This is a genomic window from Bacteroides zhangwenhongii (assembly GCF_009193325.2).
Taxonomy (GTDB): domain Bacteria; phylum Bacteroidota; class Bacteroidia; order Bacteroidales; family Bacteroidaceae; genus Bacteroides; species Bacteroides zhangwenhongii.
Genome location: NZ_CP059856.1, coordinates 1943543 through 1963309, shown reverse-complemented (window position 1 = coordinate 1963309; position 19767 = coordinate 1943543). Strand labels below are relative to the sequence as shown.

At 44.5% G+C, this 19767-nt stretch carries 10 protein-coding genes; 8 read left to right on the top strand and 2 right to left on the bottom strand.

Going from position 1 to position 19767, the window contains the following annotated elements; all coding sequences use genetic code 11:
• Nucleotides 1-119: 119 nt before the first annotated feature.
• Both GD630_RS07895 and gltB read right to left on the bottom strand, forming a co-directional pair.
• Nucleotides 120-1460: a glutamate synthase subunit beta gene (locus GD630_RS07895; RefSeq protein ID WP_004303693.1), complete on the bottom strand. Its 1341-nt coding sequence runs from the start codon at nt 1458-1460 to the stop codon at nt 120-122.
• 126 nt (nt 1461-1586) lie between these two features.
• The gene (gltB, locus tag GD630_RS07890) at nt 1587-6194 is read right to left on the bottom strand and encodes a glutamate synthase large subunit (RefSeq protein WP_143866849.1); all 4608 of its coding nucleotides are present in this window, start codon (nt 6192-6194) and stop codon (nt 1587-1589) included.
• 362 nt (nt 6195-6556) lie between these two features.
• On the opposite strand from gltB, the gene glmS reads away from it, so the two are divergent.
• The 8 genes from glmS to GD630_RS07850 all read left to right on the top strand — a co-directional run bounded on the left by glmS (nt 6557) and on the right by GD630_RS07850 (nt 19767).
• Nucleotides 6557-8401, top strand: a complete 1845-nt coding sequence (gene glmS / locus GD630_RS07885; protein WP_143866847.1) for a glutamine--fructose-6-phosphate transaminase (isomerizing) — start codon at nt 6557-6559, stop codon at nt 8399-8401.
• A 28-nt stretch (nt 8402-8429) separates the two neighbouring features.
• Nucleotides 8430-10313 carry an amidophosphoribosyltransferase gene (locus tag GD630_RS07880; RefSeq protein WP_004300070.1) on the top strand — a complete coding sequence of 628 codons (1884 nt, stop codon included), beginning with the start codon at nt 8430-8432 and terminating at the stop codon, nt 10311-10313.
• A gap of 27 nt (nt 10314-10340) precedes the next feature.
• Nucleotides 10341-11489 carry a glutamine-hydrolyzing carbamoyl-phosphate synthase small subunit gene (gene carA / locus GD630_RS07875; RefSeq protein ID WP_143866845.1) on the top strand — a complete coding sequence of 383 codons (1149 nt, stop codon included), beginning with the start codon at nt 10341-10343 and terminating at the stop codon, nt 11487-11489.
• A gap of 2 nt (nt 11490-11491) precedes the next feature.
• A complete protein-coding gene (gene carB / locus GD630_RS07870) occupies nt 11492-14755 on the top strand; it encodes a carbamoyl-phosphate synthase (glutamine-hydrolyzing) large subunit (RefSeq protein ID WP_143866844.1) in 3264 nt (1087 codons plus the stop codon).
• Between the two features lie 180 nt (nt 14756-14935).
• Complete coding sequence (locus tag GD630_RS07865; RefSeq protein ID WP_143866842.1) at nt 14936-15982, top strand: mannose-1-phosphate guanylyltransferase; 1047 nt, start codon at nt 14936-14938, stop codon at nt 15980-15982.
• Nucleotides 15983-16091: 109 nt separating this feature from the next.
• A complete protein-coding gene (locus GD630_RS07860; protein ID WP_143866840.1) occupies nt 16092-17351 on the top strand; it encodes a TolC family protein in 1260 nt (419 codons plus the stop codon).
• 16 nt (nt 17352-17367) lie between these two features.
• Nucleotides 17368-18273 carry an HlyD family secretion protein gene (locus GD630_RS07855; RefSeq protein ID WP_143866838.1) on the top strand — a complete coding sequence of 302 codons (906 nt, stop codon included), beginning with the start codon at nt 17368-17370 and terminating at the stop codon, nt 18271-18273.
• A 24-nt stretch (nt 18274-18297) separates the two neighbouring features.
• The gene (locus GD630_RS07850; RefSeq protein ID WP_143866836.1) at nt 18298-19767 is read left to right on the top strand and encodes an ATP-binding cassette domain-containing protein; all 1470 of its coding nucleotides are present in this window, start codon (nt 18298-18300) and stop codon (nt 19765-19767) included.

The window sequence follows — 19767 nt, the reverse complement described above, 5'->3', positions numbered from 1 at the left end:
TTATCGTTTAGTTCCACAACTGTTTTCCTTTAGTTCCATATCTGTTATTCTTTAGTTCTACAGATATGGAACGAACCGATAATAGCAATCGAGCTTCTTGTTGTACACTGTTGCAAACCTTATTGTATTAGATAAGCATCTATTTCCGCAGCAGCCTTTCGTCCTCCTGCCATGGCGCGTACTACTAAGCTGGCACCAGTCTCGGCATCACCGGCAAGAAATACATTCTTTGCAAATTTGGGTTGTTCCGGTTTCAGGAATCCCATCGCCAATAATACCATATCAGCCTCGATGACTTCCTTCTTCCCTGTTGGTTTCATTGTGGGACGTCCGCCATCTGCTGCCGGAATCCATTCTACTTCTTCCACTTCTACACCTGTCACTTTTCCATTCTTTCCGAGGAACTGATTGGAAGCCAGGCACCAGCGGCGTGTACAACCTTCTTCATGGCTGGAAGTCGTTTTGAAGACTGCCGGCCATTGTGGCCAAGGAGTAGCCGGATTGTAGCCGACAGGAGGTTTCGGCATGATTTCGATTTGAGTGACACTGACGGCTCCCTGTCTCACACTGGTTCCGATGCAGTCGGAACCAGTGTCTCCGCCACCTATCACGAGAACCTTTTTGCCTTTGGCATTTACCAACTTGTCTTTCGGGAAAGTCTGTCCTGCCAGAATCCTATTCTGTTGTGCCAGCATTTCGAGTGCGAAATGAATCCCTTTCAGTTCACGTCCCGGAATACTCAAGTCACGTGCAGTGGGGGTTCCGGTACAGATGCAGTAAGCATCGAATCCTTCCGGTAAATGATTAACGTCTATTTCTACTCCCATCTCAAACTGTATTCCTTCTGCAGCCAATATCTTCATCCGTCGGTCAATTACATTTTTATCCAGTTTGAAATTAGGAATACCGAATCGTAATAATCCTCCGGGCGCTTCATCCTTATCGAATAAAGTAACGCTATATCCTTTTAAATTCAGCTGATTAGCCACCACCAATCCAGCAGGACCTGCACCAATCACCGCTACTTTCTTTCCGTTTCTTTCCGGAGTCTTTACCTGTATATATCCTTCACGAAAAGCCGCTTCCACGATTGCCGCCTCATTCTCACGAATGGTTACCGGCTGATCGCAGGAAAGTTTCAACACACACGATTTCTCGCAAAGAGCAGGACAAATACGTCCTGTAAATTCAGGAAAATCGCAAGTAGACGACAATACTTCGTATGCCTCCTTCCATTTTCCCCTGTATAATGCATCCTGCCATTCCGGTTGTTTATTTCCTATCGGGCATGCCCAATGACAGAAAGGTACACCGCAATCCATACAGCGTGACGCCTGCAATTTACGGCTGTTTGTATTCAAAGTCTGTTCTACCTGACTATAGTCAGCGATTCGCTCGTTTACAGGGCGGTATCCCGCCTCTTGTCGAGGTATATTTAGAAATGCTTTAGGATCTCCCATCTTGTTATTTACTATTTGACGATTTACTATTTACTATTTCTAGACTATCTTATCATTTGCTATTTGACTATTTACAGACTATACTATACATTCAAATAGTAAATTGTAAATAGTCAAATTGTAAATCTAATAGTCTCTTTGCATATCTGCAATTTTTTGTTGTAACTTTCTCATTTGTTCTTCCTGCAGTACTTTTTTGTATTCGATGGGCACTACTTGGATGAATTGATCTACGTAATGATTCCAGTTGTCGAGCAGGATGCGTGCCAGTTTCGAGCCTGTGTAGAGGTAATGCTGGCGGATTAGTTCGTGCAACTCTTTCCGGTAGCTGGCTTCTTCGATGAGTGATAGTTCCACCATTTCCATGTTGCAGAAATAATCGAAGTTGCCGTCCTTGTTCCATACATAAGCTACACCGCCACTCATACCAGCTGCAAAGTTACGTCCGGTTTGTCCGAGGACTACCACACGACCTCCGGTCATGTATTCGCAACAATGGTCACCCACGCCTTCTACGACGGCAACTGCGCCGGAGTTACGAACAGCGAAACGTTCTCCTACACGGCCGTTGATATATACTTCACCGCTTGTTGCGCCATAAAGCAAGGTATTACCGGCGATTGTATTTTTTTCGGCTTCGAAGTTGCTGCGGATAGGAGGCAATACGGAGATACGTCCGCCACTCAATCCTTTACCCAGGTAATCATTCGCTTCACCTTCCAGTTTAAAATTAACTCCCGGTACGAGAAAAGCTCCGAAAGACTGACCTGCCGAACCTTTGAATTTTACATTCAGCGTATGTTCCGGCAATCCTTTGGCACCGTATTTCTTGGCGATTACTCCGGAAAGCATAGCACCTATTGCACGGTCTGTATTGGCAATCGTATATTCTAAAGAAATCTCTTTCTCATGTTCGATAGCTTCCTGTGCGGCATCGATGATGGTTACATCCTTTACAGCAGAAATTCCATGATCTTGGTCGATGACATGACGGATAGCCGCACTGTTGTCAACACGTGCCAGCAATTTGGTGAAGTCGATTAAAGCATGTTTCGGATTTGGGTCATTGGCATCGGACTTGCGCTCGATTAAGTCTGTACGCCCGATGATGTCATCCATCCGGGTGAATCCCATTTCAGCCAAATGCTCGCGGACTTCCTGTGCCAGGAATGTGAAAAAGTTTACTAAATATTCACTGCGTCCATGAAAGCGTTTACGTAACTCTTCATTCTGTGTGGCAACTCCCACCGGACAAGTATTCTGATGGCATTTGCGCATCATTACACACCCTAATACAATCAATGCCGAGGTGGCGAAGCCATATTCTTCGGCACCCATTAGTGCCATTAAGATGATGTCACGTCCAGTTTTCAGTTGTCCGTCGGCTTGCAGAACTACTTGGCCACGAAGTCCGTTCAGAACCAGTGTTTGCTGTGTCTCGCTCAATCCTAATTCCGGCGAGATACCCGCATAGCGGATAGAAGAAGCAGGAGAAGCACCCGTTCCCCCTTCGGCGCCAGAGATGACAATCAAATCCGCCTTTGCTTTTGCCACACCGGCGGCAATCGTACCGACACCACTTTCTGCTACCAGTTTTACACTGATTTTGGCCTGTGGATTTACATTTTTCAAATCGAAGATCAGTTGAGCCAAATCCTCAATCGAATAAATATCATGATGGGGCGGGGGAGAAATCAGCGAAATCCCCGGAATGGAATGACGTGTTTTCGCAATCACATCATTTACCTTAAATCCCGGAAGTTGTCCCCCTTCACCCGGTTTGGCTCCCTGCGCTATCTTAATTTGAATTTCGTCCGCATTCACCAGATACTCTGCCGTTACACCGAAACGACCGGAAGCTACCTGCTTGATCGCACTTCGTAAAGAACTGCCATCCGGCAACGGTTGGAAACGCGCGGCATCTTCACCACCTTCACCGGTATTACTGCGTCCGTGGATTTTATTCATAGCAATAGCCATTGCCTCATGGGCTTCTTTGCTGATGGAACCAAAAGACATAGCTCCTGTGACGAAACGATGCAGAATGTTTTCCACCGGTTCCACCTGATCGATAGAAATAGGATTACGACGGAATCCCAGGAAGTCACGAAGGAAAATAGGCTTCTCTTTTTCGTCTACTAGATGGGTGTACTCTTTAAATTTCTTATAACTCCCCAGTCGTGTAGCCAATTGCAGAGTGCTGATTGTTTCCGGATTCCATGCGTGCTTTTCTCCATCTTTACGGAAAGCATACAAACCGTTATTCTTGAGAAGTTGAGAGTTGAAAGTTGAGAGTTGAGAGTGCCCATGCGGAGCCTCACTTTCAACTTTCAACTTTCCACTTTCAACTTCTTGCCCTTCTTTATGGAAAGCAATGGCATCTCTGGCTATTTCTTCCAGGCGGATACCTCCGATCGGTGAACCGAGTCCTCCAAAATAAGCCTTGCTCAATTCTTCACTCAGACCGACAGCTTCGAAAATCTTAGCACCACGATAGGAGCGGATCGTAGAGATACCCATCTTACTCATGATTTTAAACAAGCCTTTACAGATGGATTTGATATAGTTCTTTTCAGCAGTGGTATAATCCAACTGAATATCCTTGTCTTTTACCAGTCGGTCGAGGACAGCGAATGCCATGTAAGGATTCAGGGCACTTGCTCCGAAACCCAACAATAACGCGGCGTGCATCACTTCACGTATTTCACCACTTTCTACGATCAATGCCGTTTGCACCCGTTTACCAACTGAAATCAGGTGATGATGAACAGCGCTTACTGCCAGCAATGATGGAATGGCAGCATGGGTAATATCCACCTCACGGTCCGTCAGGACAATGTAGTTTACACCTTCCGTCACGGATTCTTCCGCCATTTTACAAAGATGAGTCAGGGCTTCCTGCAATCCGACTTTCCCTTTTGCAACCTCAAACAACATGGGTAGTTTGACTGTTTTGAAGCCTTTATACCGGATATTACAAAGAATATCCAGTTGGGTATTGCTTAAAATCGGATGATTCAGGCGTACCATTTTGCAATGACTTTCACTGGGCGTCAGAATATTCATACCGACTGCTCCAATGTATTCCGTCAATGACATCACCAGTTCTTCACGAAGTGGATCGATGGGCGGATTGGTTACCTGTGCAAATTGCTGGCGGAAATAGTTGTAAAGCAACTGTGGTTTATCTGAAAGTACGGCGAGTGGCGTATCGTTACCCATTGAATTGATCGGTTCTGCTCCGGTGCTTGCCATTGGCATAATCAGCCTCTCGATGTCTTCTTTGGAGTAGCCGAAAGTACGAAGCATCCGGTCGTAGTTTTCTACATGATGAGGAACTTTGCGCCCGCTTTTCAGTTCATCCAGTTCGATTCGGTTGGTAGATAGCCAGGTGCGGTAAGGTTTGGCTTCAGCCAACTGTTTTTTTAGTTCGCCGTCATAGTAGATCTCGCCTTTTTCCGTATCCACCAGCAAGATTTTGCCGGGCTGTAAGCGACCTTTTTCTTTGATGTCTCCCGGTTCGAAATCCATAACACCGACTTCCGAAGCCACTACCATCATATCGTTTTTAGTAATCAGATAACGGGCAGGGCGCAGGCCATTGCGGTCGAGCATACCTCCGGCAAATCGTCCGTCGCTGAATAGTAGTGCGGCCGGTCCGTCCCACGGTTCCATCAGGATGGAGTGGTATTCGTAGAATGATTTCAGATCCTCACTGATCGGGTTCTTCTCGTTGAAAGATTCCGGCACGAGCATAGCCATGGCATGTGGCAGGCTCAATCCTGACATCACCAGGAACTCCAGTACATTGTCCAGAGAAGCACTGTCGCTCATGCCCGGTTGTATAATCGGGCGGATTTCTTTTATATCGCCTAAAGTGGGAGTGGAGAGTACACTTTCACGGGCTTCCATCCATCCTCGGTTACCACGGATAGTATTGATTTCACCGTTGTGTGCCAGCAGGCGGAACGGCTGTGCCAATCCCCATGTGGGGAATGTATTGGTACTGAAACGAGAGTGCACCAGTGCCAGTCCGCTGGTAAAATAGCTATTTGTCAGGTCCGGATAGTAGTTGCGCAGCTGTAATGATGAAAGCATACCTTTATATATAATGCTTTTGGTAGAGAGTGATACGACATAAAAATCGTCTTTTGCCGGAATAGATGACAATCTGACTTTATTTTCGATTCTTTTCCGGATCAGGTATAACTTCCGGTCGGCAGTTTCCGTTTCCGTAAATCCGGTAATGAATACTTGTTTGATGTCCGGTTCGTTTGCCAGAGCCGATTCTCCCAGGATTTCGGGGCAGGTGGGCACATTGCGCAAATGCATCAATGTGAGTCCTTCTTTTTCAATTTCTTCAATAATAATACTTAGAATAGCTGCCTGGTCTTTTTCGTTTTTCGGTAAAAACAATAATCCTGTGCCGTACCGTCCTTTTTCGGGGACAGGAATGCCTTGTAATAAAATAAACTCATGCGGAATTTGAAGCATGATACCTGCACCGTCACCGGTCTTGTTATCCGCACCCTCGGCACCGCGATGGCGCATGTTTTCTAATACCTTTAAAGCCGACTCAACAATGTCGTGTGACTTTTCTCCATGAATGTTAACCAGCATACCGACACCGCAGGCATCGTGCTCGTATGCCGCATCGTACAAGCCCATCTTCTGGGGCTGTCGTTGGTAAAGGAATCCTTCTGTTACGTTGTTAAAAAGTTCTTGTTTCTTCATTCTTACTAGCTTTATTGTATGATAATACCTATTTGATGTATCAAATTGTTTGGCAAAGTTAATGTTTTAATTTCAAAATGATAGTAAAATTTAGCTTTTGTGTGACGCGAAATAAGAATAGGAATCTTTATTCTTTTAATTTGTTATTAAAAACAGGAAATTTACTTTTAATTTGTTAGCTTATTTATCCTTATTTGAAGCTGATTGTAATTTGTTTCTTTTTGAGCTAAAAATAATATATTATTTAACTTTTTGATGTGTTTGCAACTTTTTTATGCGTTTCTGTCAAATAAATATGCTTTTTGTTGTCTTTATGTTATTTGTAATGTGTATATTTGCAGGCGAAATAAAAATATCATAATATGTGTGGAATAGTAGGCTATATTGGCAAACGAAAAGCCTACCCTATCCTTATTAAAGGGCTGAAGCGACTGGAGTATCGTGGATATGACAGCGCGGGGGTAGCAATCATTAGTGATGACCAACAGTTAAATGTGTATAAGACGAAAGGAAAAGTCTCTGATCTTGAAAATTTCGTCACACAGAAAGATATTTCCGGTACAATCGGAATTGCCCATACCCGTTGGGCTACTCACGGGGAACCTTGTTCCGCTAACGCCCACCCTCATTACTCTTCTTCCGAAAAGCTCGCTCTCATTCATAACGGTATTATTGAAAACTACGCCGTTCTCAAAGAAAAACTTCAAGCCAAAGGCTATATTTTTAAAAGTAGTACAGATACCGAAGTCCTCGTTCAATTAATAGAATACATGAAAGTCACTAATCAGGTCAGTCTGTTGACGGCTGTTCAGTTGGCGTTAGGGGAGGTGATTGGTGCTTATGCGATTGCGATTCTTGATAAGGAGCATCCTGATGAGATTATTGCTGCCCGTAAGAGCAGTCCGTTGGTAGTGGGAATTGGTGAGAATGAGTTCTTTCTTGCTTCGGATGCTACTCCGATTGTAGAATATACCGACAAGGTGGTCTATCTGGAAGACGGGGAAATTGCTGTCTTGAATCTGGGGAAGGAGTTGAAGGTGGTCAACTTGAGCAATGTCGAAATGATACCTGAAATAAAGAAGGTGGAACTCAACCTCGGTCAGTTGGAAAAAGGGGGATATCCGCACTTTATGTTGAAAGAGATTTTCGAACAGCCCGATTGTATTCATGATTGCATGCGCGGACGTATTAATGTGGAAGCTGACAATGTGGTACTTTCTGCTGTGATAGATCATCGGGAAAAGCTGCTGAATGCCAAACGGTTTATTATTGTTGCTTGCGGAACTTCCTGGCATGCCGGACTGATCGGTAAGCATCTGATTGAGAGTTTCTGCCGCATACCGGTGGAAGTGGAGTATGCTTCCGAATTCCGCTACCGTGATCCGGTGATTGACGGGCAGGATGTGGTGATAGCAATTTCCCAGAGTGGTGAGACGGCAGATACATTGGCTGCTGTGGAATTGGCGAAAAGCCGCGGAGCATTTATATATGGTATTTGCAATGCGATCGGCTCTTCTATTCCCCGTGCCACTCATACCGGTTCATATATTCATGTGGGTCCGGAGATCGGAGTGGCTTCTACCAAAGCATTTACCGGACAGGTCACTGTATTGGCGATGTTGGCATTGACACTTGCCAAAGCGAAAGGAACCATTGACGAACAGTATTATCTTTCAATCGTACAGGAGTTAAATCATATTCCGGAAAAGATGAAAGAGGTGTTGGAATTGAATGATACTTTGGCGGAGTTATCGAAAACTTTCACTTATGCGCATAATTTTATTTACCTGGGACGCGGATATAGTTATCCCGTTGCTCTGGAAGGTGCATTGAAATTGAAAGAAATATCGTATATTCACGCCGAAGGTTATCCGGCTGCGGAGATGAAACACGGACCGATTGCTCTGATTGATGCGGAAATGCCGGTAGTGGTGATTGCTACGCAGAATGGATTGTATGAGAAAGTAGTAAGTAATATTCAGGAGATCAAGGCACGGAAAGGAAAAGTGATTGCGTTTGTGACGAAAGGGGATACCGTTATCAGCAAGATTGCTGACTGTTGTATCGAACTTCCTGAAACAATCGAATGTCTCGATCCGTTAATAACTACGGTACCTCTCCAACTTCTTGCTTACCACATTGCGGTATGCAAAGGGATGGATGTGGATCAGCCGAGAAATCTGGCGAAGTCGGTAACAGTAGAGTAACTTTAAGTAGTAACTAGTATATAGAGAGATGGAACAATTGAAACATGAATGTGGCGTTGCCATGATACGCTTGCTCAAACCGTTAGAGTATTACGAGAAAAAGTACGGGACATGGATGTACGGTCTTAATAAACTCTACCTGTTGATGGAGAAGCAGCATAATCGTGGACAGGAAGGTGCGGGACTGGCGTGTGTGAAACTGGAAGCAAATCCGGGCGAAGAATATATGTTTCGTGAACGTGCTTTAGGTTCCGGAGCCATTACGGAAATCTTTGAAAACGTTCAAAACAATTTTAAGGATCTCACTCCCGAACAGTTGCACGATGCAGCGTATGCCAAACGAACTTTGCCTTTTGCCGGTGAAGTATATATGGGACATCTTCGTTATTCCACGACGGGAAAATCTGGAATCTCTTATGTGCATCCATTTTTAAGAAGAAATAACTGGCGCGCCAAGAATCTGGCTCTCTGCGGAAATTTCAATATGACGAATGTAGATGAGATATTTGCCCGTATCACTGCCATCGGTCAGCATCCGCGTAAATATGCCGATACATATATCATGTTGGAGCAGGTGGGACACCGTCTTGACCGTGAAGTGGAGCGTGTATTCAATCTTGCCGAAGCCGAGGGGCTTACGGGCATGGGAATCACGCATTATATAGAAGAATATATTGATTTGGCAAACGTGTTGCGTACTTCCAGCCGCGAATGGGATGGGGGATACGTGATCTGCGGATTGACCGGAAGCGGCGAGTCCTTCGCCATCCGCGACCCATGGGGAATCCGGCCTGCATTCTGGTATCAGGATGATGAGATAGCTGTTCTTGCTTCCGAGCGTCCGGTGATCCAGACGGCTTTGAATGTTCCGTTTGAGGAAATCAAAGAATTGCAACCGGGGCAAGCATTGTTAATCAGCAAAGAAGGTAAAATCCGTACTTCGCAAATTAACAAGCCGCGCGAAAATCATGCCTGTTCTTTCGAACGTATCTATTTCTCCCGTGGGAGTGATGTCGATATTTATAAGGAAAGGAAACGGTTGGGTGAAAAGTTGGTTCCGAGAATATTGAAAGCTATCAATAATGACATCGATCATACGGTTTTCTCTTTTATTCCCAACACTGCGGAGGTGGCTTTCTACGGAATGTTGCAGGGACTGGACGACTACTTGAATGAGGAGAAAGTGCAGCAAATCGCCGCATTGGGGCATCATCCGGATATGGAGGAACTGGAAGTCATTCTTTCCCGTCGTATCCGTAGCGAAAAGGTGGCGATCAAGGATATCAAGCTCCGTACGTTTATTGCCGAAGGAAACAGTCGTAATGATCTGGCAGCCCATGTGTATGACATTACATACGGAAGTCTGGTGCCCGGTGTCGATAATCTGGTGATTATTGACGACAGCATTGTGCGTGGTACTACGCTGAAACAAAGTATTATCGGTATTCTCGACCGTCTCGGTCCGAAGAAGATTGTGATAGTATCTTCCTCTCCGCAAGTCCGTTATCCTGACTATTACGGTATCGATATGGCAAAGATGAGCGAGTTTATCGCTTTCAGGGCTGCTGTCGAACTTTTAAAGGAGCGGGATATGAAAGATGTGATTGCGGCTGCCTACCGTAAATCGAAAGATCAGGTGGGACTGCCGAAAGAGCAGATGGTAAACTATGTGAAGGATATCTATGCTCCGTTCACCGATGAGGAAATCTCTGCCAAGATGGTGGAACTGCTGACTCCCAAGGGAACAAAGGCGAAAGTGGAAATTGTCTATCAACCGTTGGAGGGATTGCACGAGGCTTGTCCGCATCATAAAGGCGACTGGTATTTTAGCGGTAACTACCCTACACCGGGAGGCGTGAAAATGGTGAACCGGGCGTTCATCGACTATATAGAACAAATGTACCAATTCTAACAACCATACAACGATTCAATAATAAGAATGAGAAATGTGACATTAATCCTTGACGACGGGAGCCGGTTTTCCGGTAAGTCGTTTGGCTACGAGAAGCCGGTGGCAGGCGAAGTAGTTTTTAATACTGCCATGACCGGATATCCGGAGAGCCTCACTGACCCTTCCTATGCCGGACAGTTGATGACGCTTACCTATCCTTTGGTAGGTAACTACGGTGTTCCTCCTTTTACCATCGAACCGAATGGACTTGCCACTTTCATGGAAAGTGAGAAAATCCACGCGGAAGCGATTATCGTAAGTGACTATTCTTATGAATACAGCCATTGGAATGCGGTGGAAAGTCTTGGTGACTGGTTGAAACGTGAGCAGATTCCCGGTATCACAGGCATTGATACGCGCGAACTGACTAAGGTTCTTCGTGAACATGGAGTAATGATGGGAAAAATAGTTTTTGAAGAAGTTGAGAATGGAGAGTTGAGAATTGAGAGTTATGAAGATATTAATTATGTAGACCGGGTAAGCTGCAAAGAAATAATCTCTTATCTTCCCGATGGAACTTCTCACACTTTTCCATTAACTATTCCCATTGCGCAGCTTAACTCTCAACTCTCAACTTTCAATTCTCAACTTAAAAAGGTTGTCCTGGTAGATTGCGGTGTAAAGACAAATATTATTCGTTGTCTGCTGAAACGTAATGTAGAAGTGATTCGTGTACCTTGGGATTATGATTATAACGGACTCGAATTTGACGGGTTATTTATCTCCAACGGACCGGGTGACCCGGATACTTGTGATGCTGCGGTACAGAATATACGTAAGGCGATGGCAAATGAAAAATTGCCTATCTTCGGCATCTGTATGGGTAATCAGTTGCTTTCAAAAGCGGGCGGAGCCAAGATTTATAAATTGAAATACGGACATCGTAGCCACAACCAGCCGGTGCGTATGGTAGGTACAGAACGTTGTTTCATCACTTCACAAAATCACGGTTATGCCGTAGATAATAATACGTTGAGTGCAGATTGGGAACCGTTGTTCATCAATATGAACGATGGATCCAATGAGGGAATCAAACATAAAAAGAATCCTTGGTTCTCTGCGCAATTCCACCCGGAAGCTGCGAGTGGACCTACGGATACGGAATTCCTGTTCGACGAATTTGTAAAACTATTGTAACAATGAAAGAAAATATAAAGAAAGTATTGCTATTGGGTTCAGGTGCCCTGAAAATCGGTGAGGCGGGTGAATTTGACTATTCCGGTTCACAGGCACTTAAAGCCTTGAAAGAAGAGGGGATTGAAACCATTCTTATCAATCCGAATATTGCTACGGTGCAGACTTCCGAAGGAGTGGCAGATCAAATTTACTTTCTTCCGGTGACTCCGTACTTCGTAGAGAAAGTGATCCAGAAAGAAAAACCGGAAGGTATTATGTTGGCGTTCGGTGGTCAGACAGCTCTGAACTGTGGAGTAGCATTGTATAAAGAAGGTATTCTTGAAAAATATAATGTGAAAGTGCTGGGTACTCCGGTACAGGCCATTATGGATACCGAGGACCGTGAACTTTTTGTTCATAAATTGAATGAGATCAATGTAAAAACCATCAAGAGTGAAGCCGTAGAAAATGTGGAAGATGCACGTCGCGCAGCAAAAGAACTGGGTTATCCTGTAATTGTTCGTGCCGCTTATGCGTTAGGAGGCTTGGGGTCCGGTTTCTGTGATAATGAACAGCAACTGGATGTGCTGGTAGAAAAAGCATTCTCTTTCTCCCCACAGGTATTGGTGGAGAAATCACTTCGCGGCTGGAAAGAAGTGGAATATGAAGTGGTACGTGACCGTTTCGATAACTGTATCACCGTTTGTAATATGGAAAACTTCGATCCGCTGGGTATCCATACTGGTGAGTCTATCGTTATTGCTCCTTCACAGACGCTTACCAATAAAGAGTATCATAAACTTCGGGAATTGGCAATACGTATCATCCGCCATATCGGTATCGTGGGTGAATGTAACGTACAATATGCCTTCGATCCCGAATCCGAAGATTACCGGGTGATCGAAGTAAATGCCCGCCTTTCCCGTTCATCGGCTTTGGCATCTAAGGCAACCGGTTATCCGCTGGCTTTCGTTGCTGCCAAATTGGGATTGGGTTATGGACTCTTCGACCTGAAGAACTCTGTAACCAAGACTACTTCCGCTTTCTTCGAACCGGCATTGGATTATGTCGTATGTAAGATTCCTCGTTGGGATTTAGGTAAATTCCACGGTGTAGATAAAGAGTTGGGTTCTTCTATGAAATCTGTGGGTGAAGTGATGGCTATCGGACGCACTTTTGAAGAAGCTATCCAGAAAGGTCTTCGTATGATCGGACAGGGAATGCATGGTTTTGTGGAGAACAAAGAATTGGTTATTTCCGACATTGACAAATCCTTGCGCGAACCGACCGATAAACGTATTTTCGTGATCTCGAAAGCGTTTCGTGCCGGCTACACCATCGATCAGGTGCACGAATTGACTAAGATTGATAAATGGTTCTTGCAGAAGTTAATGAATATCATGAAGACTTCCGAAGAACTTAGAAAGTGGAAAGTTGAAAATGGAGAATTGAAAATGGTTACAGATATTCCGCATGGCAACTCTCAACTCTCAACTTTCAACTCTCAACTTCGTAAAGCTAAGGTTCAAGGTTTCTCCGATTTCCAGATTGCCCGTGCCATCGGTTACGAAGGTGATATGGAAGATGGAATTCTTTATATCCGCAAACACCGTAAAGAGGCAGGCATTCTTCCGGTAGTGAAACAGATCGATACGTTGGCAGCCGAATATCCGGCACAAACCAATTATCTGTATCTTACTTATAGCGGTGTAGCAAATGATGTGCGTTATCTGGGCGACCATAAATCCATCGTCGTATTGGGTTCCGGTGCTTATCGTATCGGTTCTTCCGTAGAATTCGACTGGTGTGGCGTACAGGCTTTGAATACCATTCGCAAAGAGGGATGGCGCAGTGTCATGATTAACTATAATCCTGAAACCGTATCTACGGACTATGATATGTGCGACCGTTTGTACTTTGATGAATTGACTTTTGAACGTGTGATGGATATTCTGGAACTGGAGAATCCGCATGGGGTAATTGTATCTACCGGCGGTCAGATTCCAAATAACCTTGCTTTGCGTCTGGATGCACAGAAGATCAATATTCTAGGTACGAGTGCCAAGAGTATTGATAATGCCGAAGATCGTGAGAAATTCTCTGCCATGCTTGACCGTATCGGTGTGGATCAGCCCCGTTGGCGTGAATTAACTTCTATGGATGACATTCAGGAGTTCGTTGAAGAGGTAGGTTTCCCCGTACTTGTTCGTCCGTCTTATGTGCTTTCGGGAGCTGCGATGAATGTTTGTTCCAACCAGGAAGAATTGGAACGTTTCTTGAAACTGGCAGCTAATGTATCGAAGAAACATCCGGTGGTAGTAAGCCAGTTTATCGAACACGCCAAGGAAGTGGAAATGGATGCGGTGGCGCAGAATGGAGAAATTGTAGCATACGCTATAAGTGAGCATATCGAATTTGCAGGAGTACATTCCGGAGACGCAACGATTCAGTTCCCGCCGCAAAAGCTGTATGTAGAAACTGTTCGCCGTATTAAGCGTATCAGCCGTGAGATTGCTAAGGCTTTGAATATCTCCGGTCCGTTTAATATTCAGTATCTGGCGAAAGACAACGATATCAAGGTGATTGAATGTAATCTGCGTGCCAGTCGTTCTTTCCCGTTTGTCAGCAAAGTGCTGAAGATCAACTTTATCGAGCTGGCAACGAAAGTTATGCTCGGTCTGCCTGTGGAGAAACCGGAAAAAAATCTCTTCGAACTGGATTATGTGGGAATCAAGGCTTCCCAATTCTCCTTCAACCGCTTGCAGAAGGCCGATCCGGTGTTGGGAGTAGATATGGCTTCTACCGGTGAAGTGGGGTGTATCGGAATGGATACTTCCTGTGCCGTACTCAAAGCGATGCTTTCCGTAGGCTATCGTATTCCGAAGAAGAATATTCTGCTGTCTACGGGAACAATGAAACAGAAAGCCGATATGATGGATGCGGCCCGTATGTTGGTGAATAAGGGATACAAACTCTTTGCAACGGGTGGTACACACAAAACGCTTGCAGAGAATGGAATTGAAAGTACTCATGTCTATTGGCCGAGTGAGGAGGGGCATCCGCAAGCATTGGAGATGCTTCATCGCAAGGAAATCGACATGGTAGTCAATATCCCGAAGAATCTGACAGCCGGAGAATTAAGTAATGGGTATAAAATCCGTCGTGCTGCCATTGACTTGAATATACCGTTGATTACGAATGCCCGTCTGGCTAGTGCATTTATCAATGCCTTCTGTACGATGAGTCTGGATGATATAGCTATCAAGAGCTGGGCAGAGTATAAATAAGGGAATCAGTTGTTATGTAATAACTGGAAGGAGCCGTTTCCATATTTTTAGGAGGCGGCTTTTTTAGTTGTATCATTTAAACGTAAATAGAATTTGACTACTTTCTCTCATTTTCCTTGTAGAATTAGACATTTTGGAGTAAATTGCGCAATTATTTAAAAAAACAGGAGAATAACTGGTATGGATAATCATGTTGTAATAATGGCTGGTGGCATAGGGAGTCGCTTTTGGCCGATGAGCACTCCGGAATGTCCTAAACAATTTATTGATGTAATGGGATGTGGCCGGTCGCTGATTCAGTTGACGGCAGATCGTTTCGACGGTGTTTGCCCTAGGGAAAATATGTGGGTCGTAACATCTGAAAAATACATTGATATTGTTCGGGAGCAGTTGCCGGAAATTCCGGAAGGTAATATTTTGGCGGAGCCTTGTGCGCGCAATACTGCACCCTGCATTGCTTTTGCTTGCTGGAAGATCAAGAAAAAACATCCGAATGCTAACATTGTAGTAACTCCTTCGGATGCATTAGTCATTGATACGGGAGAATTCCGTAGAGTGATGGAGAAAGCCCTTCGTTTCACAGATGATGGCAGTGCCATTGTAACGATAGGTATCCGGCCAACTCGTCCGGAAACCGGATACGGATATATTGCTGCTGCCGATCAGCTCCAGACAGATAAAGAAATTTACACTGTAGATGCATTTAAGGAAAAACCGGATAAAGAGACTGCCGAAAAGTATCTGGCAGAAGGCAATTTCTTCTGGAATGCGGGAATCTTTGTATGGAACGTGCGTACTATTACTTCAGTGATGCGTGTATATGCTCCGGGCATCGCACAAATTTTCGATCGCATTTTCCCCGATTTCTATACAGAGAAAGAAAATGAAACGATCAAGAAGTTATTCCCTACTTGCGAAAGCATTTCTATCGACTATGCAGTGATGGAGAAAGCGCAGGAGATTTATGTACTTCCCGCTTCTTTTGGCTGGTCAGATCTGGGTACATGGGGAGCACTTCGCGGTTTGCTTCCACAGGATAAGTCTGGAAATGCAACCGTAGGAACCGATATCCGTTTGTACGAAAGCAAAAATTGTATTGTGCATGCCAGCGAAGAAAAACGAGTAGTTATTCAAGGCTTGGATGGATATATCATTGCAGAGAAAGATAACACATTATTGATCTGCAAGTTGGAAGAAGAGCAAAGAATTAAGGAATTCTCGAAATAATAACTTGAAATATATTATGGAGAAACGGAATAAACTGGTGAGGATTGCCTGGTTTATTCCGTTTTTTTGTATTTTTATCTTTAGTATTATTGATAAATAATAGTTTAGTATGAAAAGAATGTTTTTCAGTTTCTCCTTTTTATTGTTTGTATCGGGAATAAATGCGCAGATAACGTTGGAAGAATGTCAACGGAAGACGCAGGAAAATTATCCGTTGGTACATCAGTATGGTCTGGTGGAGAAAACAAAGGAATATAATCTTGAGAATGCGGCAAAAGGATATTTGCCACAGTTTGCCCTTTCGGCTAAAGCTTCTTATCAGAGTGATGTAACAGAAATTCCGGTGAAGCTTCCCGGAGTGGATTTGAAAGGACTGCCGAAAGATCAATATCAGGTGATGTTGGAGTTACAACAGAAAATCTGGGATGGCGGAGGAATCCGGATGCAGAAGAAACAAACGACTGCGGAAGCGGAGATAGAGAAAGAAAAGCTGAATGTGGATATGTATGCGCTGAATAGTCGTGTAAATGACCTTTATTTTGGAATTCTTTTGTTGGACGAGCAGCTGAAACAGAATGCATTGTTGCAAGATGAACTGGAGAGAAATTATCGCCAGATTACTGCCTACGTAGAAAATGGCATTGCCAATCAGGCCGATTTGGATGCTGTAAAAGTGGAGCAGTTGAACACAAAGCAGAAAAGAGTTGAACTGGTTTCGTCGCGTATGGCATATTTGAAGATGCTTTCACTTCTGGTAGGAGAGAAGTTGTCGCAGGAAACGGTTTTGGAGAAACCTGTTCCTCAAGATGAGATTTCGGCTGTCAGTGAGATTCGTCGTCCGGAATTGTCTTTGTTTAATGCGCAGGGAGTAGGATTACAAGTACAGGAGAAAGCTTTGAATGTGCGTCATCTTCCACAGTTCGGATTGTTTGTGCAGGGAGCCTATGGAAACCCCGGACTGAATATGCTGAAAAATGAATTTTCTCCTTACTATATTGCGGGTGTTCGCCTTTCATGGAATTTCGGTAGTTTGTACACCTTGAAGAATGACCGGAAGGTAATTGAAAATAAACGCCGGCAATTGGATAATAACCGGGATGTATTTCTTTTTAATACAAGATTGGAGATGACGCAACAGGATCAGGCCATCCAATCATTGGAAAAGCAAATGCAGGATGATGATGAGATTATCCGTTTGCGTACCAATATTCGCAAATCGGCAGAAGCCAAAGTGGCGAATGGAACATTGACGGTGACCGAGATGCTTCGGGAATTGACCAATGAGAGTTTGGCACGTCAGTCGAAAGCGTTGCATGAAATTCAACGGTTAATGGGAATTTATCAATTGAAATATACTACGAATGATTAATATAACTTCTTTAGATATGGAACGAATGACAAAGATAGGAATGGTTGGAGTGGCATTGATAATGTTGGCTGCTTGTGGTAAGGGAATACCCAGCTATGATGCAACCGGCACGTTTGAAGCCACAGAAGTGATAGTCTCTGCCGAAGCTGCCGGAAAGTTGTTGCGACTGGAGGTAGAAGAGGGGACAAGACTGAAAGCAGGTGAGGAGATTGGACTGGTGGATACGGTGCAATTGTATTTGAAGAAATTACAACTGGAGGCCAGTATGAAATCAGTGGAAAGCCAACGTCCGGATCTTGCTAAACAGATAGCTGCTACCAAACAGCAAATAGTAACAGCTGAACGTGAAAAGAAACGCGTGGAAAACCTGCTTGCCGCTGGAGCGGCGAATCAGAAACAGTTGGACGACTGGGATGCACAAGTCAAATTGCTTGAAAGGCAGCTTGTCGCACAGGAATCATCATTGCTGAATAGTACAAATAGCCTGATAGAACAAGGAAATTCGGTTGCCATACAGGTTGCACAGATGGAGGATCAGTTAGCTAAATGTCATGTCCAGTCGCCTATCGAAGGTACAGTATTGGCAAAATATGCAGAAGCCGGTGAATTGGCGGCGATAGGTAAACCGCTGTTTAAAGTGGCTGAAGTGGATCGCATGTATTTGAGGGCTTACATTACCTCCGAACAGTTGTCGCAAGTGAAACTGGGAGATGAGGTAACTGTGTATGCCGATTATGGAAACTCGGAGCAGAAAGCTTATCCGGGGGTAGTGACCTGGATTTCCGACCGTTCGGAGTTCACTCCCAAAACTATTTTGACGAAAAACGAACGTGCTAATCTGGTATATGCAGTGAAAATTGCCGTGAAGAATGACGGAGCATTGAAGATTGGTATGTACGGAGGAGTGGCATTGAAAAATTAATGATTAAAAATTGAAGGAGAGGAGATGGAAAAGGGAGAACCCATAGTGGTTGTGAAAGAAGTCGGCAAGAACTATGGAACAGTGGAGGCGCTGAAAGAAGTTTCTTTCGTTGTGGAACGGGGAGAAATCTTTGGTCTGATAGGGCCTGATGGTGCCGGTAAGAGTTCCTTATTCCGTATTCTGACTACTTTGTTGCTGGCGGATAAAGGAACGGCCATGGTTGCCGGGCTGGATGTGGTAACGGATTATAAACAGATTCGTACGAAAGTGGGATATATGCCCGGTCGTTTTTCACTTTACCAGGATCTTTCGGTAGAAGAGAATCTGGAGTTTTTTGCTACCGTGTTCCATACGACAGTTCAGGAGAATTATGATTTAATTAAAGATATCTACCAACAGATAGAACCGTTCAGGAAAAGAAGGGCAGGGGCTTTGTCAGGTGGTATGAAGCAGAAACTGGCATTGAGCTGCGCTTTGATTCATAAACCGGATATTTTATTTCTGGATGAACCCACTACCGGAGTAGATCCCGTGTCGCGTAAGGAATTCTGGCAAATGCTCCGAAACTTACGGGAACAGGGGATTACCATTGTCGTTTCTACTCCCATCATGGATGAGGCCCGGCAATGTGACCGGATTGCTTTCATCAATCATGGACAGATTCATGGCATTGATACTCCCGAACGTATTCTTCATCAATTTGCGTCTATCCTTTGCCCTCCTTCTTTGGAGCGGGAGGAAGTGAAGCATGAAGTAGCTCCGGTCATTGAAGTGGAACAGTTGACAAAGTGTTTTGGAGATTTTACCGCAGTAGATCATATCTCCTTTCAGGTGAACCGGGGCGAGATATTTGGCTTTCTGGGTGCTAATGGAGCAGGAAAGACGACAGCTATGCGTATGCTTTGCGGATTAAGTAAACCGACATCAGGCATCGGAAAGGTGGCAGGGTATGATATTTACCGGGAGGCCGAACAAGTTAAGAAACATATCGGATATATGAGCCAAAAGTTTTCGCTATATGAAGACCTGAAAGTGTGGGAGAATATCCGTCTGTTTGCCGGAATTTATGGTCTGAAGGAACAAGAGATAGAACGGAAGACAGAAGAATTGTTGGATCGTTTGGAGCTTACTGCCGAACGGGATACTCTGGTGAAGAGTCTTCCGGTGGGATGGAAACAGAAATTGGCTTTTTCAGTATCCATATTCCATGAACCGAGAATCGTTTTTCTGGATGAGCCGACTGGCGGAGTAGATCCTGCTACGAGAAGACAGTTCTGGGAATTGATCTATCGGGCAGCCGATCAGGGTATTACCGTGTTTGTCACTACCCATTATATGGATGAAGCGGAATATTGCAACCGGATATCTATCATGGTGGACGGTCAGATAAAAGCACTTGATACACCTGCCCGTCTGAAACAACAATTCGGTGCGGAAACGATGGATGACGTTTTTCAGAAATTAGCCCGCGGTGCGGTGCGCAAAGCAGATTGA